The organism is Catenulispora sp. MAP12-49 (genome assembly GCF_041262705.1).
Taxonomy (GTDB): Bacteria; Actinomycetota; Actinomycetes; order Streptomycetales; family Catenulisporaceae; genus Catenulispora.
In genome coordinates, this window is record NZ_JBGCCP010000008.1 from 288,085 (window position 1) to 307,947 (window position 19,863).

The 19,863-nt window shown below is 72.9% G+C and carries 14 protein-coding genes; 4 read left to right on the top strand and 10 right to left on the bottom strand.

The window, feature by feature from the left end; genetic code table 11:
- Window positions 1-1,449: a type VII secretion integral membrane protein EccD gene (eccD, locus tag ABIA35_RS18125; RefSeq protein ID WP_370340211.1), complete on the top strand. Its 1,449-nt coding sequence runs from the start codon at window positions 1-3 to the stop codon at window positions 1,447-1,449.
- 126 nt (window positions 1,450-1,575) lie between these two features.
- Here the strand turns inward: eccD and ABIA35_RS18130 are convergent, their stop codons facing one another.
- On the bottom strand, window positions 1,576-3,012 hold the full coding sequence (locus tag ABIA35_RS18130) for a type VII secretion protein EccE (protein ID WP_370340212.1): 1,437 nt from the start codon (window positions 3,010-3,012) through the stop codon (window positions 1,576-1,578).
- Window positions 3,013-3,254: 242 nt separating this feature from the next.
- On the opposite strand from ABIA35_RS18130, the gene eccB reads away from it, so the two are divergent.
- Window positions 3,255-4,721, top strand: a complete 1,467-nt coding sequence (eccB, locus tag ABIA35_RS18135) for a type VII secretion protein EccB (RefSeq protein ID WP_370358637.1) — start codon at window positions 3,255-3,257, stop codon at window positions 4,719-4,721.
- Window positions 4,722-4,749: 28 nt separating this feature from the next.
- On the opposite strand, the gene ABIA35_RS18140 is transcribed toward eccB, so the two are convergent.
- The 3 genes from ABIA35_RS18140 to ABIA35_RS18150 form a co-directional block, all read right to left on the bottom strand.
- On the bottom strand, window positions 4,750-5,616 hold the full coding sequence (locus ABIA35_RS18140; protein ID WP_370358638.1) for an acyl-CoA thioester hydrolase/BAAT C-terminal domain-containing protein: 867 nt from the start codon (window positions 5,614-5,616) through the stop codon (window positions 4,750-4,752).
- 20 nt (window positions 5,617-5,636) lie between these two features.
- The gene (locus tag ABIA35_RS18145) at window positions 5,637-6,725 is read right to left on the bottom strand and encodes a sensor histidine kinase (RefSeq protein ID WP_370358639.1); all 1,089 of its coding nucleotides are present in this window, start codon (window positions 6,723-6,725) and stop codon (window positions 5,637-5,639) included.
- A 221-nt stretch (window positions 6,726-6,946) separates the two neighbouring features.
- Complete coding sequence (locus ABIA35_RS18150) at window positions 6,947-7,621, bottom strand: response regulator transcription factor (RefSeq protein WP_194920442.1); 675 nt, start codon at window positions 7,619-7,621, stop codon at window positions 6,947-6,949.
- 420 nt (window positions 7,622-8,041) lie between these two features.
- Here ABIA35_RS18150 and ABIA35_RS18155 point away from each other — a divergent pair, with 420 nt between their 5' ends.
- Window positions 8,042-11,251: a LuxR C-terminal-related transcriptional regulator gene (locus ABIA35_RS18155; protein ID WP_370358640.1), complete on the top strand. Its 3,210-nt coding sequence runs from the start codon at window positions 8,042-8,044 to the stop codon at window positions 11,249-11,251.
- Window positions 11,252-11,293: 42 nt separating this feature from the next.
- On the opposite strand, the gene ABIA35_RS18160 is transcribed toward ABIA35_RS18155, so the two are convergent.
- From ABIA35_RS18160 to ABIA35_RS18180, 5 genes are all read right to left on the bottom strand, one after another.
- Complete coding sequence (locus ABIA35_RS18160; RefSeq protein WP_370358641.1) at window positions 11,294-13,474, bottom strand: WD40 repeat domain-containing protein; 2,181 nt, start codon at window positions 13,472-13,474, stop codon at window positions 11,294-11,296.
- Between the two features lie 10 nt (window positions 13,475-13,484).
- Window positions 13,485-14,339: a carbohydrate ABC transporter permease gene (locus ABIA35_RS18165; protein ID WP_370340218.1), complete on the bottom strand. Its 855-nt coding sequence runs from the start codon at window positions 14,337-14,339 to the stop codon at window positions 13,485-13,487.
- Window positions 14,336-15,259, bottom strand: a complete 924-nt coding sequence (locus ABIA35_RS18170; RefSeq protein WP_370340219.1) for a carbohydrate ABC transporter permease — start codon at window positions 15,257-15,259, stop codon at window positions 14,336-14,338. The genes ABIA35_RS18165 and ABIA35_RS18170 overlap by 4 nt, the downstream gene beginning before the upstream one ends.
- A 9-nt stretch (window positions 15,260-15,268) precedes the next feature.
- Window positions 15,269-16,558: an extracellular solute-binding protein gene (locus ABIA35_RS18175; RefSeq protein ID WP_370340220.1), complete on the bottom strand. Its 1,290-nt coding sequence runs from the start codon at window positions 16,556-16,558 to the stop codon at window positions 15,269-15,271.
- Between the two features lie 332 nt (window positions 16,559-16,890).
- The gene (locus tag ABIA35_RS18180) at window positions 16,891-17,469 is read right to left on the bottom strand and encodes a dihydrofolate reductase family protein (RefSeq protein ID WP_370340221.1); all 579 of its coding nucleotides are present in this window, start codon (window positions 17,467-17,469) and stop codon (window positions 16,891-16,893) included.
- A gap of 179 nt (window positions 17,470-17,648) precedes the next feature.
- On the opposite strand from ABIA35_RS18180, the gene ABIA35_RS18185 reads away from it, so the two are divergent.
- Window positions 17,649-18,653, top strand: a complete 1,005-nt coding sequence (locus tag ABIA35_RS18185) for a sigma-70 family RNA polymerase sigma factor (protein ID WP_370340443.1) — start codon at window positions 17,649-17,651, stop codon at window positions 18,651-18,653.
- A 55-nt stretch (window positions 18,654-18,708) separates the two neighbouring features.
- Here ABIA35_RS18185 and ABIA35_RS18190 read toward each other — a convergent pair whose 3' ends face one another.
- Window positions 18,709-19,566, bottom strand: a complete 858-nt coding sequence (locus tag ABIA35_RS18190) for a PQQ-binding-like beta-propeller repeat protein (protein WP_370358642.1) — start codon at window positions 19,564-19,566, stop codon at window positions 18,709-18,711.
- Window positions 19,567-19,863 lie beyond the last annotated feature (297 nt).

Genomic DNA, 19,863 nt, shown 5'->3' on the forward strand with positions numbered 1-19,863 from the left:
GTGGCGGGAAGTCACTCTTCCGGCGGCGGCGCGCTGACCATGGCCTCCGGGTCGGCGCCCGCCGAGGCGCCGAACCGCATGACCTGGGCCCGCCGGATCACCGTGGTGAGCCCCCGGGCCCGGGTCGACGTGGCGCTGCCGGTCCAGAGCACCTTCGCCGAGCTGGTCCCGGAGCTGGTGCGCCTGTCCGACGCGCAGCGGCACACCGGCCCCGGCCACACCGGCTGGGTGCTGACCCGGCTCGGCGGCGCGCCGCTGCCGTCCGAGCTCAGCGTCGCAGCCTCCGGGCTTCGTGACGGCGACGTGCTCTACCTGGTCCCGCGCGAGCGCCAGGGCGCGCCGCTGCTGTTCGACGACGTCGTGGACGCGATCGCCAGCGCCTCGGAACGCTCCGACGGCGCCTGGCGGCCCAGCACCGCGCACCGGGTCGGCGTGGCCGGCGGCGCCGTGGCGCTGGCCGGCTCCACGATGCTGCTGTTCGCGCTGCTGTCCGGCAAGGTCGCCGCGCCCGCCGCGGTCGGCGGCGCGCTGGTCGCGCTGCTGGCCGCCGGGGGCGTGCTGGCCCGGGTGGCGCACGACCGGCGGGCCGCGATCGCGTGCGTGGCCGCCGGTCTGCCGGCCGCGGTGATGGCCGGCCTGTCGGCCGCGCCGCCGCACAAGCTGCTGCCGCTGCACGGCGGCTCGGCGGGCCTGGGCCTGGCCGTGCTGGCCGCCTACGGCATCGCGGCGATCGTGACCGTCAAGCACTACTCGGCGTGGTTCGGCGCCCTGGCCGGCGCCGCCGTCCTGGGCGGCGGCACGGCCGCGGTGGTCGGGATGGCCGACGTCACCGCCGCGCACGCCGGCGTGGTGCTGGCGGTGTTCGCCACCGCGCTGGCCGCCGGCGCGCCGATCCTGTCGATGCGCCTGGGGCGGCTGCCGCTGCCGCGGGTGCCCTCGGACATCACGGCGTTCCGGGAGAACGAGGAGCCGACCCTGGGCCCCGACGTGCTCGACCAGACCACGACCGCGCAGCGGATGCTCACCGGCCTGCTGGCCGCGCTCGGCCTGTCGGCGGTCGCCGGCGCCGTCGCGGCGCTGAAGGCCCCGGGGACCTGGCCGGTGGTGTTCGTCAGCCTGCTGAGCGTGGTGTGGATGCTGCGCTCCCGGGCCTACACCGACACGGTGCAGCGCGTCCTGCTGGTCGGCAGCGGCCTGGTCTCGCTGGCCTGGCTTGCCGGGTCCCTGGTGGTGCGGCACGAACAGTCGCTGCTGCTGGCCGGGGTCTCGGTGCTGGCGCTGGCGGGCCTGGGGTGCTTCGTCTACGCCCGGCACGCGGGACAGGGGCGGCACTCGCCGTACTGGACCCGGTTCATGGACGTCGCGGAGTTCCTCAGCGTGGTGGCGCTGCTGCCGATCGCCGGGGTCGCGCTCGGGGTGTACCAGCACCTGGGGCACATCAAGCACTGAATGCACATAAGCACTGATTGACGGGGACGGCGGCCGGGCCATTCGGGCGGTCCGGCCACCGATTCGGGCCCTGACCAGGACAGCGAAGTCCTGGTCAGGGCCCGATGCTTGGGCTTGGTATCCGCCTCAGTGGTGGAAGGCCAGCGGCATGGTCCGCAGCACGAACTCCTGCTGGCGGCCGTTGGCGCGGACCGCGGGGAACGGCGGCCGCAGGCTCTCGGCGTCGACCCCGGCGATGCGCAGCGCGGCCTCCCCGCGGATCCGGCCCCGCGCGGTCCGGCTCAGCGTGTACGAGGCGCAGGTGAACGCCGCGCCCGGGGTCCAGCGGCTGAGCAGCGCGGCCGGGTCCAGCGCGCGGTGCGGCTCGTAGCAGATCTGCCGCAGGCTGCCCGCCGACCAGTCGCGCCAGGTCTCCTGCAGGGCCGGCGGGGCCGGGTCGGCGCCGTGCATCGCGACCATCAGCTCCTGGCCGAGCTCGGCCTGGTCCAGCGCGTCGGCGCCGTAGCCGGCCTCGTCCAGGCGGGCCACCAGGCCCAGGGCCGCGCTGGCCACGGCCCGCGCCGAGCCCAGTTCGCCGCCGCCGCGGGCCAGGGCCGCGTACGGGGCCTGACGCGGGCGGTAGCGCAGGGCGAGCCAGGTCACGCGCATGGGGGCGAGGTGCTGGGGCTGGGAGTTCTGTATCGGTGCGGGCGCCGGCTGGTTCGGTCGCGGGAAGTCGGTCACCGCTTGCAGAGTCACCGTCTCGGACAGGTCGGGGGAGGGCATGGCGCGCAGGCTCTGGGTCTCGGACAGGTCCGGGGAGGGCATCGTCTGCAGGCTCACGGTCTCCGACAGGTCCTGCGAGGCCAGATACAACTGCGGCTGCTGGCCCTGCTGGCCCTGCGGTTGGCCCTGCTGACTGTGCCGACCCTGATGCGGGCCCTGCTGCTGCGGCGGCTGCGGCGGTTGCGGCAGGGCCTCCGGCGGTGCCGCCGTCCAGACCACGAGCTGCGCGCTGGCCAGCGGGATCGTCGTGCCCGCATAGGCCTCGCGCAGCACCGCCATCAGGGCGCCGATCTGCGGTTCGGCGGTCGTGCGCAGCCGGACGGCCGCGACCCAGCCGCCGTCGGTGGCGGCCAGGCCGACGCGGTTGCCGGCCCGGTCGACGTACTCGCCCAGGCCCAGATCCGGCAGCAGGGCGGCGAGGGGTTCGGCGACGCCGCCGGAGCCGTCGCCCTTGCGGCGCGTGCTCATCCGGCGGTAGCGGTAGCGGCCCTGCGTGTCGGCCCACTGCGCCAGGTGCCGGCCGCGGAAGCGCACCGAGGTCATGCCGACCAGCGCGCCCGCGCCGGCGTAGGCGATGCCCTCGGTCGTGGCGGAGTGGCCGTATCCGGCGGCGGCGGCCAGCGCGGCGGCTTCCCAGGCCACCGTCTGCCAGCCGCGGACCGGGGCGATCCAGTCCAGTGCCGCCGCGCCGCGCGGCACGGTGACCGCCGCGTCGGGGGCCGCCGTGCGCTCGACCGGTATCGGGGCAGGGGCAGGGGGAGCCAGCATCTCAGCCGCCGGCGCGGCGTGACTGCTCATCGCGGACACCATGTTTCTCGAATTTTCTCGAGCCGGCGGGAACGGGCGACAATGCGCTCGCCGCGCCGCCGGCGCGCCGTGGAGGAAATCGACGCGAACCGGCCCCCGCATATGCTTTTGGCGCCCGCTTATCATACGTATACTGGCTCCGGTTCGTACAGCGCCCCCGCCGCCGGAAAAGGCGGAAATCGGCGCCGAGGGCCGGACGATTTCCGATCACGAGAAATACCGGGGCGCGCGAAGTGTGGACTGAGCGGGACCAGATCCAGGCGTACCAGTTCCTCCGACGGCGGCTGGTGTCCGCCTTGGTCACCTCCGACCCCAACCACCCGACCTCGCCGCACCGCCGGCTGGTGATGGGCACGGTCCTGGGCACGGTGGCCACGATGCTGACGGCCGCCGGCTTCGGCATCAGCGGCATGATGGCCCCGAGCCCGCCCCCGGACTGGCAGCACACCGGCCTGGTGATCGTGGACTCCGACGGCGGCGGCCGTTACGTCCTGGACAACACCGGCGTGCTGCACCCGGTGACGAACCTGGCCTCGGCCCGCCTGCTGGCCAACGGCACCAAGACCGTCACGGTCACCACGGCCCTGCTGCGCAACACCCCGCGCGGGGCGACGCTCGGCATAGCCAACGCCCCCGACATGCTCCCGGACCCGGCGAACGTCATCCCCGCCCCGGACCCCGTGGCCTGCTCCCGCGCCACCTCGGACATCCCGAAGGTGACCGGCCCGGTCGGCGTGCTCCTGCTGGCGAACGCCGGCGACGCCACCTCGGCCCTGAACGGCATGGTGCCGCTGCCCGACGGCAGAGCCCTGCTGGTCCAGACCCCGAAGGGCGAGCGCTACCTGATCACCGGCGGCCTGAAGTACAAGGTCGCCGACGACGCCGTGATGACCGCCCTGGGCTACCAGGCCGCGACGATCCTCCCGGCCGCGGCGAGCTGGCTCAGCACCCTGCCCTCCGGCCGCGACCTGGCCCTGGTGACCGTCCCGAACGTCGGCGGCTCCGGCCCCCGCGTCGGCGGCACGAAGCGCAAGGTCGGCGAGGTCCTGACGGTCAACAACACGGTGACCGACAAGACGCTGTACTACCTGGTCCAAGCCGGCGGTCTGGAACAGATCCCGCAGATCGAGGCGGCCCTGATCGTGGCCGACAACGCCAACGCCGCCGCCTACACCGACGGACCGCAGCAACCGCGCGCCGTCTCAGTGTCCGACGCCACCGCCACTCCCTCCACCCCCGCCGGCGATGACACGAAGGGCTACCCGGCAGGCGTTCCCACCCCGGTCGGCGGCCTCGGCGGCGGCACGGTGGTCTGTGCCGTGGGCGACGGCACGACCCCGGCGCAGATAGCCCTGAGCGGCACCTTCCCGCTGCCGCAGGGCGCCCGCACGGTGCCCACCGGCGCGCCCCAGGGCGGCGCCATCGCCGACGAGATCTATCTGCCCCCGGGCACCGCCGCCCTGGCGACGATCCACACCGACGCCACCACTCAGCCCGACGGCACCCAGCAGAACGCCCCGGTCTACCTCATCACCGACGCCGGCACGAAGTACCCGCTCACCGACGGCCAGGCCCGCGCCGCGCTCGGCTACCCGAACAACACGCCCGCGACGCTGCCGACGACCGCGCTGGCGATGCTGCCGACCGGGCCGGGGCTGGACGAGGCGGACGCGCAGAAGGCGGTGGTGGTGGGGAACTGATCAGTCCCGACTGATCAATCCCCGCTGATCAATCCCCCCGCAGCGCCCCGACCACCGAAGGCCACGCCTGCGCGCCGAGCCGCCGGTCGGCCTCCTGGCTCCCGCCGTAGTCGAACGCCTCCGAAGCCCCATGGCCCGGCTCGCCCGGGAACAGGATCCGGTGCCCGGCATCGCCGTGGCTGATCAGCCGCACCGTGCGCCCGGCTGCCCGGCGCCGTTCGGCGAGCCGCAGCGCGTACGTCATCGACGGCCACATCCGGTCCTCGCCGCCGGCCACCAGCAGCAGCTCGGCGCGCGTCTGCTCGACCGGGATCGCGGCCGGCGCGACGCGGTCGGCGAAGGTCTTCTCGCTGAGCTCGTACAGGCCGCGGATCGGCCGGGGCCTCGGCGGGGCCGTGTCCCACCAGCCGTCGTCGTAGGGCACGAAGGGCAGCGGCTCGCCGCCCCACGTCCACGACGAGTGGTACGGCGTCAGCTCGCCGTCCGGGCCGGGCCCGACGTTGCCCCACACCTGCGCGGTCGGCGAGACCGCGACCACCACGTCGACCCGCGGGTCCCGGATCGCCGTCAGCATCGCGGCCTCGGCGCCCTTGGACGTCCCGAAGATGCCGATCCGGCGGGCGCCCCGCACGGACAGGAAGTCGACCGCGTCTGTGAACGTCTCCAGCGGCAGCTCCCAGATCCCTGCGCGCTGTCCCGGGCCGCCGAACCACCTGATCGCCAGCGCCGCCAGTCCCTGCTCGGCGAGGATGCGGGCTCGGTCGCGCAGCACCCGGCCGCTGGAGCCGGACACCACCACGACCCCGGTCTGGCTCCCGTCCTCGGGTTCGCAGAGCACGCCTTCCCAAGGCTCCGACAGCTCCCGCTCGACGACGTCCGCCCCGAAGGTGACCATGATCGAACCTTACCGGGACCTCAGCAGGGCTCGTCGGCCGCGACCGGCACCCACAGGGTCACCGACGTCCCGCTCCCCACCCGCGAGCCCACTCCCGCGTGCCCGCCGACCTCGGCCATCCGGGCGGCGATCGACTCGCTCAGCCCGAAGCCCGGCTGGTGCGCCGCCGGGTCGAAGCCCGCGCCGAAGTCGCGCACCACCAGCGTCAGCCCGTCCGGCTCGTCCCAGACCCGCACCAGCGCCTCGCTGACCCCCGAGTGCTTCAGCACGTTGCGCAGCGCCTCCCGCGCCGCCGCCAGGACCGCGGCCCGGCGCTGCGGGGTCAGCCCGTCGTCGCCGTCCACGCCCTCGGCCGCGTCCAGGCGCATCCGCAGCCCGTCGCGCGCCAGCTCGGCCCCGAGCCCGACCAGTCCCTCGACCAGTCCCTCGTCTCCCTGGTCCACGCCCGGCGTCGCGCGCGCCTCCGAGCGCCGCGACAGCTCCCGCCGCAGCGCGACCGCCTCGGCGTGCGCGATCGCGCGCACCTCCCGCAGCCGCCGTGCCGCGTTGTCCGCGTCGCCCGGCAGGGTCAGCGCGATGGCCTCAAGGGTCTGCAACACCGTGTCGTGCAGCGACCGCCGCACCCCGCTTCGCAGCCGCTCCGCGTCCCGATGCAGCACCACCAACACCCCGGCGGAAATGAGTACCCCCAGAAGTAGAGCCGTGACGTCACCAAGGAACACCGCGGTCACCGCGACCAGGCCGTGCGTCCGTACCGCACCGGCGCCGACGATCATCGCCAGCCGCACCGCGACCCCGAGTACGGCCGCGCCCAGACCGGCCACCACACCCCGCACCAGCGTCCACAACGCGACGCATCCCGCGAAGTACTGCCACGACACCTCGACCGCGCGTGCCGAGGGCGCCGACACCGTGCTCATCGCCAGATTCCCCGCGACCGCCAAGACGGTGTCCGCCACAAGCAGCGTCCGCGTCGTCACGGCCCGCGTCATACCGAACCCGAGCGCGGCCGTCGCGGCGACCAGGAGCGCGCACAGCGCCAGCACCGGCCCGCTTCCCGAAGCCCCGGCGCTGCCCACGTACACCAGCGCGGCGGCGGGCAGGACCACGATCTGGAATGCCAGGGGGAGCGCGACTACGTACTCGACTCCGTCGGCGTTCGCCCAGCCGCGCGCGGCCAGATCCCAGATCCGCGTGCGCGCCGCGGGGCGATCCGCGTAGTCCTCACGTTCCGCAGCCCGCGCAGCCCACGAAGCACTGACTCCCGCACGTCCAGAGCGTTCTGAACGTCCAGAACGTCCCGCAAACCTCCCCGCCGCCTGCGCGACCCTCAGCACGCCGCCGACTCGGCGAGCACGCCGAGCTCGATCGCCGCCCGCGTCATGTCGGCCCGGCGGCGCGCGCCGATCTTGTCCCGGATCCGGTCCAGGTACGAGCGCACGGTCCGCACGCTGATCCCCATCGCCATCGCGATGTCCCGGTCCCGCTCGCCGGCCGCGACCAGCCGCAGCACCTGCTTCTCCTGCCCGGACAGCTCCAGGCGCGGGCCGGCCTGCCGGTTCTGCTCGGTGGTCAGCACGATCGAGGCCAGCGTCGGGGAGACGTAGCTGTTGCCGGCGGCTATCTCGCGCACCGCGCGCAGGATCTCGGTGCCCTCGGACTCCTTGGACAGGAACCCGCGGGCGCCGGCCGAGATCGCGCCGAGCACGTCGGACTTGGCCGCCTCGCCGGAGACCACCAGGACCCGGTTGCCCATGCCGTTGATCTGCAGCACCGCCGCCGAGCCCTTGACGCCGGGCAGCGTCAGGTCCAGCACCACGATGCCGTCGCGGCGCGGGCGGCAGGCGACGAACTTGCCCACGCTTCCGGCGACCACGTCCACGTCCATGTCGCCGGCCTCCTCGAAGAGCCGGGTGAGCGCGTCGCGGTACAGGGGGTGATCCTCCACGACGCTGACGGGAATACGGGACGACTCCTGCTCGGGGCGGACACGGGTGGCTTCCATGGTTCGCCTCTCATGGTGCTCGGGGGCGGCCCCGCGCTCTGGCTGTGTGGACCAGAGCGCAGGTGGTGGGGGTCGTCGCCGGCGTCGGCCCGCTGTGAGGACCACGCCGACGCCGGCGCAGCACCTAGTGTCATCACCCTGAGTCCGACGCGTCGTCGGTAAAACTACGTAACCCGCTACTACCTCTTACATCCGAGGCGCTACCTACGCCCGCCCGGCGGCACTACCTACGGGGCCGACCTGCGGGGGCGCGCACGAGCCGCAACGGGCAACCACTGGCGTCGTCGGCCATAAATAAACAGAATGAAAGGTCTCGGTCACCGGGGCTGGGTACAGTCAACCCCATACCTGTAGGAAGCAAAAAACTGCTCTGTTGTTCCCTCGGAGCGTCAGGGGTCGACCACCTTGGGGGAGGTAAGTGTGCTTGCCATCGGTTCGCCACAGGCCTGGCAGGCTTTGGTCGGGCGGGAAGCCCAAGCCGAGCGCATGGCCGAGGCGGTCGCGGCGCTGGCGTCGGGCCGGGGCGCGGTGCTGGAGATCGCCGGGGATCCGGGGATGGGCAAGACCCGGCTGCTGGGCCGGCTCGCGCAGCTGGCCTCCGGCCACGGCGCCCGGGTCGCCCGGTCCACCGCGCTGCGCGGGAACACTATTCCCCGCCAGCTGTTCCGCGACGCCTGGGCCGACGTGCCGGCCCCCGAGGACGCCGACCACGACGACGACGAGGCCTTCCGCCGCATCCGCGCCGGCCTGTCCGCATGGGCCGCCGATCCCGTCGGCGTCGGCGGCGCCGTGGTCTTCGACGACGTCCACCTCGCCGACGAGGCCTCCACCCGGCTGCTGGCCCGGCTGATCCGCACCCCGGTGCCCGGCCCGCTGCTGATGGCCATCGGCCACTGCCCGCGCCGCACCGGCTCGGTGCTGCTGGAAGCCCTCGACGACGGCTCCCGCACCGGCACCGTGGTCCGGGTCGAGCTCGACGCCCTGGACCTGGCCGCCGTGAACCAGCTGGTGTCGGCGTGGTCCGGCAGCACCGGCCTGGATCCGGCCTACCTGGAGCAGATCCGCGCCGCCGCCGACGGCAACCCGCGCTATCTGCGGGTGCTCACGGCCGCCGGCTGGCGTCCGGAGCTGTGGCCGGACAGCCCCGGGGAGGACACCGGCGCGCTGCTGCGCGAGGGCGCCTCGATGGCCGCCGAGCTCGACGCGCTGTCCCCGGCCGAGATCTCGGTGGTCGGGGCGGCCGCGGTTCTGGGCGGCCCGTTCCGCCCTGAAGACGTCGCAGCCATCTGTACTCCCAATCCCCCCGATGCTTCCACTCCCCCCGGCATAGACCTGGCTGGCATCCTCAATGCCCTGGACGACCTGGTGCGCGCCGACGTGGTCCGGCACGTCGCCCCCGGCGCCCGCTTCGCCTTCCGGCACCCGCTGCTGGGCCACGTCGCCCACGAGCGCGCCTCGCTGCCCACCCTGCTGGCCGCCCACCAGCGCGCGCTGGACCTCCTCAAGGCCCGCGGTGCCGGCGCGGTAGACCTGGCCCGGCATGCCGAGCACCTGGTCGGCACCGACGCCGCGGCCGCCGCCCCGCTGTTGGCCCGCGGTGCCGGCGAGATCCTGCCCGACGCGCCGGAGACCGCGGTGCGCTGGCTGCGCCTGGCCTTGCAGACCCCGGTGGGGGAGCGGCCCAGCGCCGAGCGCGACGCGCTGATGCTCGAGTGCTGCCGCGCGCTGTCCGCCGCCGGCCGCTTCGAGGAGGCGCGCGCGCTGGCCCACGACGTCCTGCGCGACGACACCTGGCTCACCGGCCCGCTGCGCCAGCGCGCCTACGCGATGCGGATCGCCGCCGAGCGCCAGCTCGGCCGCTACGACGAGGCGGCGGCCGTGGCCAGTGCCGCGATCGAGGCGCTGCCCCGGCCGTTGTCCGCCGACGCCGCCGAGCTCGCCTTCGAATACGGCGCGTTGCACCTGTACCGCGGGACCTACGCGCTGGCACGCCCGGTCGTGCAGGAGGTCGCCGCGGCGGTGAAGGCGGTCTCGGAGTCGGCGGCCGTTGCCACCGGGGAGGGCGTCGCAGCGCGCATGGACGCTCGGCGAACCGCCGCGAGCGTTCCCGCGGCCTCCGGACAGCTCGGCGCATCCCCCGACGTCGACACCTATCTGATCGACATCCCCTCGGCCCCCGAGGCCCGCGCCGCCGCGGCGGTCCGCGTCCTGGCCGCCTTCGGCGACGCCTTCCTCGGCCAGACCGCCGACGCGATCCCCGCCCTGGTCGAGAGCGCCCGCCTGGTCGACGGCCTGCCCGACGCCACCGCCGCGCGCAACCCCGAGCTGCTCGCCATGCTCGGCTGCGGCGAGATGTTCATGGAGGGCTACACCGCCGCCGCCCGCCACCTGCGCCGCTGCCTGGCCATCGCGCGCAAGGGCGGCCCGCAGCAGATGAAACTCAACGTCCTGCTCGGCCTGGCCTTCATCGACCAGCAGACCGGCAACCTGGCGCGCTCCGAGCAGCGCGCCGAGGAGGCCGGCCAGGTGGCCCGCGCGACCGGCGCCGGGGACGGCGTCAGCATGAGCGAGGCGCTGCGCGTGGGCGCCATGATCTGGACCCGCCCGCGCGAGGAGTCCGCGGCCGTGGTGGCCGCCGCCGAGCACGCGGTCCGCATCGCCCGCCCCGGCAACGGCTGGTGGTCCGGCTCGGCGGTGATGCAGCTGGCCCTGGTCCGCATGGTCACCGGCGACGCCGCCGGCTGCGTGGACGCGCTGCTGGAGGGCGGCGGCGGCCCCGACCTGCGCAAGCTGCAGCCCGCCTACCGCCCGATGCTGCTGTCGATGCTGTCCTCGGCCGCCCTGCGCTGCGGCCGCCCGGAGCTGGCCCGCCAGGCCGCGCGCGACGCCGAGGCGGCCGCCGAGGCCTCGGGCCTGTCGGTGCAGCGCTCCTACGTGGTCCGCGCCCAGGCCGCCCTGCACGCCGCCGAGGGCGACCACGCCACCGCGGCGTCGCTGTTCGAGCAGGCCGCCTTGGGCTTCCGCCGCGCCAACCGCCCGATGCAGCATGCCTGGACCCTGATCGCCGGCAGCGCCAGCGCGAGCCTCGCGCTCGGCCCGGCGGCGGCCGGCGCCTGGCTGGACTCCGCCGAGGAAGCGGCGCGCGTCCACGGCGCGCTGCGCGTCGAGCAGGAGGCCGCGGACGTCCGCGAGCGGCTGCACGCCGCCGGTTCCGCGCGCCTTTCGATGCCCGCGGTGCCGGCAGCTGAGATGAACGTCGGAGCCGCGGTCGTTAACGATGTGAAGCAGGGCCCTGTCCCCGCTGGTGCGGGCGTTGCCGGCGGCACTGCGGTGGCGGCGGCAGCGGCGACGGGGGCAGCAGCGGCAGCAGTGACGGCGGCCGGCGCCGCGGCGAACCCGGCGCCGGTCCCGCTCCAGTCGGACGTCCGCGCGCTGCTGACGGCCCGCGAACAGGAGATCGCGGCGCTCGTGGCCACCGGCCGCCGCAGCCGCGCGATCGCCGACGAGCTGTTCCTGAGCCATCGCACCGTGGAGACCCACCTGGCGAGGATCTACCGCAAGTTGAACGTTTCGTCGCGCACGGCGCTGGCGCACCGTCTTCAGGGCTCTGACACCGTCGGCTCGGACTGAAGGCCGGTTCGGGGCCGGCCGGAGACGCCCCGGCGCCGGCGCTCACCTCGGCGACAGGCAAGCCAGTTCCCTGTCGAAGCCGACCAGCAGCTGCCCGCCCGGCGCCACAGCCACCGCGCCCACCATCTCCGGGAAGAACACCGCGGGCGCCATCTCCGTGCCGGTGGCCGCTGACCACATCCGCACGGTGCCGTCGAAGCTGCCGCTGAAGACGACCGGCCGGCCGTCGACCACCGCCGTGGTCACGGCCGTGACGCAGTCGGTGTGGCCGGTCAACGGCTCCCCGACCGGCAGGCCGGTCGCCGGGTCCCAGATCCGCACCGTCTCGTCGCCGCTGCCGGTGACGACCACCATCCGGCCCTCCACCACCGCGGTGGCCACCGACCACACAGTGCTGATGTGGCCGGTCAGCGGCATCCCCGTCGAGTCCCCCAGAGACCGGCCGGCGGCCAGGTCCCACCGGCGCACCGTCGCGTCGTCGCCGGCGGTGACCGCGATCGGCTGGCCGTCCACCACGGCGGTGGCCACCGATCGGACCGCTCTGGTGTGGCCGGTCAGCGGCATTCCCAGAGACCGGCCGGTGGCCAGGTCCCACCCGCGCACCGTCTTGTCCGAGCCGCAGCTGACCGCGATCGGCCGGCCGTCGAGCACGGCCGTGGCCACCGACCACACTGTCCGGGAGTGGCAGGTCATGGGCTCGCCGAGGGCCCGGCCGGCGGCCAGGTCCCACCGGCGCACCGTCGAGTCGTCGCCGCCGGTGACCGCGATCGGCCGGCCGTCCACCACGGTCGTCGCGAGCGCGCGCACACTGTCCCTGTGCCCTGTCAGGGGTGCGTAGAGCTGCTGGCCGGTGGCCAGGTCCCAGACCCGCAGCGTCCCGTCGTGGCCGGCGGTGACGGCGACCGCGCTGCCGTCGACCATCGCCGTCGCGACCACGGTGACGTCATCGGTGTGGCCGGTCATGCGTTCGCCGCCGTGGTGCGCGCCGACCAGGTTCCACACCCGCACCGTCTCGTCGGCACTCGCGGTGACCGCGACCGGCCGTCCCTCGACCACCGCGGTCGCGACCGCGTCGACGCTGTGGGCGTGCCCGGCGAAAGGCTCGCCGATCGGCAGTCGCGTGGTCAGGTCCCACACCAGCGCCGTCCGGTCGTCGCTCCCGGTGACCGCGACCGGCCGGCCCCCGACCGTCGTGGTCGCCACCGCGTTCACCACGTCGGCGTGGCCGATCAGCGGCTCACCGATCGGCCGGCCGGCCGCCAGGTCCCACATCCGCACCGTGTCGTCGAAGCCCGCGGTGACGGCGACAAGCCGGTCGTGCAGCACCGCGGTCGCGATCGCGTAGACGTTTTTGCCGTGTCCGGCCAAGGGTTCGACGATCGGTTCGCCGGAGGCCAGGCTCCGCATCTCCATCCCGCCGTCGGCGCCGTCGGTGAGAACGACCGGGCGGCCGTCCACGACAGCGGTCGCGAGCGCATGCTGAGCCGGGAAGGAGCCCGCGCAGACGACATGCCACATCGGTTCCCCGGTGGCCAGGTCGAAGGCGCGGATCACCTTGCCGTTGCCGGCGACCGCGATCGGACGTCCTTCCACGGTCCCCGTCGCCACCGCCACGACGCCCTTGCCATCCACGCCCGCGATGAGGATTCCGGTGCTCCGCTCGGCGGCCAGATCCCATCGCCGCACACTGCCGTCGGCGGCCCCGGAGACGGCGACCGGACGGCCGTCCAGCACGGCTGTCGTCACCGCCCACACGTCGTCCGTGTGGCCGGTCATCGGGTCGCCGACAGGCAGGCCGGTGGCCAGGTCCCACATCCGCACCGTCCCGGTCGCACTGCCGGTGACGGCGACCGGACGTCCGTCGACCACGGCCGTGGCTACGCAGGCGAGCGGGCTGGCGGGGTCGGCGATGACGAGCCGGATCCGGGGATCGAACAGAGCGCCCGTCGCCCAGTCCACGGTCCACCGCGACGGCGGCTCGCCGGCCACGTCCACGCCGGCGATCCGCGCGCCGAAGCCGGCATTGCCCAGCCGGGCGGCGTCCAGTGCGAGCACCTGGCGCCGGACACCGGCACCAAGATACTGATGCAGGGACGACGAGGCCCGGTATACGGCGGCCGCCGACACCTCCGGACGGTCCGCCGCGCCTTCCAGCGCCGCCAGGACCTCTGCCGGGTCCGCCCGTACCAGCCATTCCGGATCATCCAACCGCCCGCCCGCCACAATCGGCAGGCTACTCCTTCACCCCGCTTCCCAGCGCCGCCGACGTGAAGTGCCGTTGCGCCACCAGGAACAGCGCGATCACCGGCACCGCGAGCACGCACGCCCCGGCCAGGATCACGCCGTAGGGATTGGCCGCGGTGGCCGCGTTGGTGGACACGTATTCGCCGAGCGACACCGCCAACGGCTGCATCGCGTGCTTCTTGGTGATCAGGAACGGCCACAGGAACTCGTTCCACGGCCCGATGAAGGTGATCACCGAGGCCGTCAGGATGGCCGGCTTCGTCAGCGGCGCCGCGACCAACAGCAGCGTGCGCACCTCGCCGGCGCCGTCGATGTGCGCGGCGTCGAACAGTTCGTCCGGCAGCGAGACGAAGAACTGGCGGAAGATCAGCACCGCGGTCGCGTTGACCGCGAACGGCAGGATCATCCCCAGGTAGTTGTCCGCCAGGCCGTAGTCGCGCACCACGAGGATGTACAGCGGGATCATCATCACCTGGAACGGCAGCACCAGCACCAGGATCAGCATCCCGGCCACCGCCGGCTTGCCCGGGAAGCGCAGCCGGGCCAGCGCGTAGCCGGCGGGCAGGCCGATCACGATGGTCAGGACCACCGTGCCGAGGGTGAAGACCGCCGAGTTCGCCAGCGACGGCAGCAGCGAGATCGCCCTGTTGACGTCCCGGTAGTTCTGCAGGCCGATGTTCCCCGCCTTGGGAATCAGGCCACTGAAAGCACTGTCCGCCCGCAGCTGCAGCGAGCCGACCACCATGTAGTACAACGGGAAGATGCTGGCCAGCGCCCCGAGAGTGACGAAGCCGTACGTGGCGGCGCGTTTCAGGACCCTGCGTATCGATGAGCCGTTCCTCATGCCCTCCCTCCCTCCCGTGCCTGGGCCAGCCGGCGCGCGCCGGCGCCGAGCCCGGCGACCAGCAGCACGAACAGCGTCAGCAGGATGCCGATGGCCGCGCCGACGCCGGGCTTGCCCTGCTCGACGCCGTCCTGGTAGATCAGCAGCGCCGGCGACATGGTCGCGCCGTTCGGGCCGCCGCCCCCGGTGAGCAGATAGGGCTCGGTGAACAGGTTGGCGCCGACGATCAGCGCCAGCGTGGTCACCAGGATGGTGATGTTGCGCAGCGCCGGGACCGTGATCGCCCGGAACTGCCGCACCACGCCGGCGCCGTCGATGCTCGCCGCCTCGTAGAGCGAATCAGGGATCAGCAATACTCCGGCCAGGTAGAGCAGGACGTAGAAGCCGAGCTGCTTCCACGTCACCTCCAGCGCGATCACGATCATCGCCAGGTGCGAGTTGACCAGCCACGACGGGTTCGGGGCGTTCCCGCCGAGCACGTGGTTGACCAGGCCGCTCTGGCTGAACAGGAAGTACCAGACGCCGATCACGGCGATGCTGGCGGTGACGTAGGGCACGAAGAACGCCGAGCGGAAGAACGCCTTCATCCGCGTCAGCCTCGCCAGCACCGCCGCCAGCGTCATCCCCAGGATCACCGTCAGCGGCACGTTGATGACGAGGAACTCCAGGATGTTCAGGAACGAGCGGCGCAGCAGCGGATCGGACCACGCCTCGCGGTAGTTCTTCAAGCCCACGAACGGCTGCGGCACCGAGGCCCCGGGCGCGGCGTATACGTAGTCGAGCACTGATATTCGGATGCCCTGGATGATCGGGACCGCGTAGACGATCACCAGGTATATCGCATAGGGCGCGGCCAGCCACAGGCCGATGAGCGTCTTGGAGCGGGGTCCTCCTCGTCGTGCGCGCCTTGCGCGCGTCATCGGCCCGGCCTACTTGGCGATGTCGGACGCGACGGTCCCGGCCGCGTCGTGCAGCCACTGGCTGGTCGCCTGCTGCCCGAAGACCACCGACTTCAGGTAGCTGTTGCGGAAGTCCTGCCACATGGTCACGCCGTTGGCCACGTTCGGGACCTCGACGGTGCGGCTCGCCTGCTGGGCGAACAGCGAGTACTCCGGGTGCGCGGTGAAGTAGGAGGCGTAGACGCTCGGCAGGTTCGTGCGCAGCGGCATCTGGCCGGTCATGCTCAGCAGCGTGCCGTCGTTGTCCTGGTCGGTGGCGAACTTCAGGAAGTCCCAGGCGGTCTGCCGGTTCTTGCAGGCGGTGAACACCGACACGGTCTTGGAGTCGGCGAAGGTGTGGATCTGGTCGGCCGGCATGCCGGAGGACGTCGGCACCGGCACCACGCCCCAGTTCACCTTTCCGGCGTAGCTCGCGATGGCCCACGGCCCGACGATCGCCATCGCGGACTTCTTGTCCGCGAACGCGTCGCCGTTGTACTTCTCCTTCGGCGCCTGGCTCTTGGCGTAGACCCCGGCCCAGAAGTCGGCGACGGCCTGCCCGGCGGCGTCGTCGAAGGTGGCCTTGCCGCCGGTCACCAGCGGCTGGCCGCCGCTCTCGGCGATGTAGAGGGGGTAGTAGTCGAACCAGTTCTGGAAGAACTCATTGGTCGGCGCCGGCGCGATGGCGTACTGCGCGGCGCCCGAACCCACCAGCTTCTGCGCGGCGGCCTGGAAGTCGGCGTACGTCGACAACGCCGGATGGTCCGGGTCCAGCCCGGCCGCCTTGAACATGTCCTTGTTGTAGAAGATCATGACCGGATTGCTCTTCCACGGCAGCTGGTAGTACTTGCCATCAGAGCTCTTGTACTCGGCGGCCGCGGTCGCCCCGCTGCGGCCCTCGATGTAGGACACCCCGTCGGGGAAGTCGTTCAGCGGCACCAGCCCGCCCTGCTTCACCCAGCCCGAGATCGCCGACGGCGAACCGTTGAACACCAGACACGGCGCGTTCCCGGCGGCGATGGCGGCGGTGATGACCTCCTCAGAACTGCTGCCGGCGGGGATCTCCTCCCCGCTGACCTGCTGGTCCGGATGCGTCTTGTTCCAGAGGGAAACGGTCGCCTTGCCCCAGGCGACTTCCTGGGCGTTGTTGGAGTACCAGATCTTGATCGGGCCGCTGGTCGGCTTCCCACCGCCGGAGCCCCCCGAGCCGCACCCCGCCAGGGTGAGGGCCGTGCAGGCCAGCGCCGCGATCGCGGCGGTGATGGTGCGCATCTTCGGCATGGCTGATCCTCCCGAATATGGCGTAAGGGGTTCCAAAACCCCTTCCCAGGATCAAGGGAATCAAAGCTCGAATTCGTGTCCAGTCGGTATTCGCGCACCGTCGGACTGTGGCGGCGAAATCAGTTCGCCGCCACAGCCGACGTCCGGCTACTGTTGACCACGGCGCCCGGTGCGCAGGCAGCGGTTACTTCTGGATCCAAGGGTTGCCGGTTCGAGTCCGGCTCGTCTCCCTCGCGGGCGGCGGTAGCTCAATGGGCAGAGCATTGGGACCGGCTTCGGCCGGGTCTCCGCAGCCGACTTGATCTCGGGCGCCTTATTCGTTCCCTGTTTCGCTATGCCTCGCGCACCACCTCGTAAGCGACGAAGAGGATGCCCTCGCCGACGGTTCGAGTGCCGATGAGCCGCAGCGGCTTGATCGTGCCGCTCGGGCCGAACAGGCGCACGCCGTCTCCCACCGCGACCGGCATCACCATGATGCGGACCTCGTCGACGAGGTCGTGCTCGATGAGCGCGTGGACGAGCTGGAAGCTGGCGTACACCAGGATCTCGCCGTCGATCTCGCGCTTGAGCCTGGCGACCTCGGCGGGCAGGTCGCCGGTGACGACCGTGCCGTTGGACCACGCGGTGTGCTCCAGGGTCCCGGAAACGACGTACTTGGGCATCGTGTTCAGCTTGTCCGCCCACGTCCCGGTGCGGCCGAGCCAGCGCGAGGCGAACCACTCGTCGCTCGTGCGCCCCAGCAGCAACGCCTCGGCGGCCGTGGCCTCCTTCTCGAACTCCGCGGCCCAGGCGGCCCGGTCGTCGCGGATGGCCAGCTCGAACCAGCCGCCGAGCGCGAAGCCCTCCTTGCCCTCCGGGTCCTGCACGACGCCGTCGAGCGAGGCGTTGGTGCTGACGATGATCTTTCCCATGGCGGGTCCTTCCCTCGGTGCCGTTGTGGCTGTCGCCGATGCAGACACCGCGGCTCGGCGCGGATTGGGCGCCGGCGGAGCGCCCAATCCGCGATCCGGCAGGTGTCTGCCTGGGGAGAGACGTGCCGAGTGCGATATACACCTGTTTGCGTGACCATGGAGGCGACGAGATGAGCGCGATGACCACCGAACCGACACCGTTGATGCAGCAGGCCAAGTCCGGCGACGGCGCGGCGTTCGACGAACTGGTCGCCCCCTACCGGCGCGAACTCCAGGTCCACTGCTACCGGATGCTGGGCTCGTTCCAGGACGCCGAGGACGCACTCCAGGACACGCTCCTCAGCGCCTGGCAGGCACTCCCCGGCTTCGAAGGGCGCTCGTCGGTCCGCACCTGGCTCTACCGCATCGCCACCAACCGCTGCCTGAACGCCCGCCGCTCAGCCAGCCGCCGCAGCGCGAAGGAGTGGAACGTCCCCGGCGTGGAGCCGCCGGCGCCGACGAGGATGGGCGAGGTGTTCTGGCTGGAACCGTTCCCCGATGCCCTGCTGGAAGGAGTTCTGGACGCATCCCCGCCCGGACCCGAAGCGAGGTACGAGCAGAGCGAGGCCGTGTCACTGGCCTTCGTCACCGCCCTCCAGGTGCTGCCGCCCCGCCAGGTGGCGGTCCTGCTCCTGCGCGACGTCCTCGGCTACCACGCCGCCGAGGTCGCCGAGATGCTGGACACCACCGCGGAGTCGGTGAGCAGCGCCCTGAAACGGGCCCGCGCCGGCCTGGAGCGCCGCCGCCCCGCCACGACCCGCGCGTCCACGCAGGCGAACGCCCTGGCCGCCAAGTTCGCCACCGCTTATGAGGCCGCCGACATCGAAGCCGTGATCGCTCTCCTCACCGACGACGTCATCACATCGATGCCCCCGATGCCCTTCGAATACCAGGGAAGCGCGGCCACGAAGGCCTTCCTGAGCAGCATCCTGGATTCCGGACGCCGCCACCGCCTGGTGCCCACGCGCGCCAACGGGCAGCCCGCCTTCGGCGCCTACCTGCGGGGGAGCGGCGACGTCAGCCACGGCGTGGGGCTGTTCGTGATCGAAGCCGGCACCGACGGGATCAGCGCCCTGACGCGTTTCGAGAGTGGAGTGCTGCCGTGGTTCGGCCTGCCGCGGTCGATTCCCGAACAGGTGCGGTAAGCCGAAGGCGGCGCCGCCCCACCGGGGACGACGCCGCCTTCTGAGCCGAATTCCCTTACTGCAAAGCGAAAGCCAGCACATCCGCGCCCTTCTCAGGCGCCGCCGGCAGCACGATCAGCCGGTCCCCGGCCACGTAGGCCGCCGCGGCGGGCCCGCTCCAATCCGTCCCGAGCGTGCCGGCGATCCCGGACGCCGTCGGCGCGCCGTCGGCTGCGTTCCACACCGTCACCGAGGTGCCGGCCTGGCCGGCCGCCACGTCGCCGCCGAAGGACATCAGCGGTGCCGTGCCGGGGGCGGCGCCCGGGGCGGCCGAGACCGCGGCGGTCCAGACCTGCTTGCCGGTGTCGGTGCTGACGGCGGTGACGGTGTCGCAGCTGCCGGCCGGGCCGGACTGCACCAGCCCGATCTTGCGGATCGCCAGCTGGCTCATCGCGCAGATCGTCGAGCCCTGTCCCGGAGCCGGGAAGCTCCACAGGGACTTGCCGGTCTCGGCGTCGTAGCCCTTCAGGGCGCCGGTGTCGCCGCGCACGATCGACTTGTTGTCCACCAGCCAGCTGCCCACGACGGTCGCGGCGTCGCCGGCGGCCGGGGCCGACCAGGCGGCGGCGACGCTCTTGTCCTGCGCGGTGGTCCGCGAGTCCTGGCTCATCGGGATGGTGGGCCCGCCGGTCGTCGAGGACTGCTTCGTGCTCTTGCCGCCCAGCAGCATCACCCCGCCGCCGATCGCGGCCGCGACCAGCACCACGGCGGCCGTGGCGCCGATGACCACCTTGCGGCGGTCGCCGGGCGGCGCGGGCGGCGGCGGGGGCGCGGGCTGCGTCTCCGGGCGGTAGGAGAACTGCGGCGGCGGCGGGACGGCGAGCTGGCCGTTGCCGGCGCCGGTGCCCCAGCCGGAGGAGATGCCCCGCGCCACGCCGGCCGAAGGCGAACCCTAGCGCGCCGACGCCGCACCCGCCCAGGCTGGCCCACACGCGGGCCCACGACTGGTACCCATACTGCCTTGCCGAAAGGCCGTGGGCGCTGGTCGTGGGGTGTTGGTTTGGCAAAGGAAGGGATCCTGTTGCCCATTGTGTTGTTGGGGTGGTGTGGGTGTGAGGGTGCTGTCAGGCTTGATGGTGCGGCCGGTTTCTTCCCTGTCCCCGGTCGTGGGGTGGTTGAGCGTTGTCGATGGTGCCGCAGCCGTGGCCGGAGCCTGTGCCTGAGGTGGCGC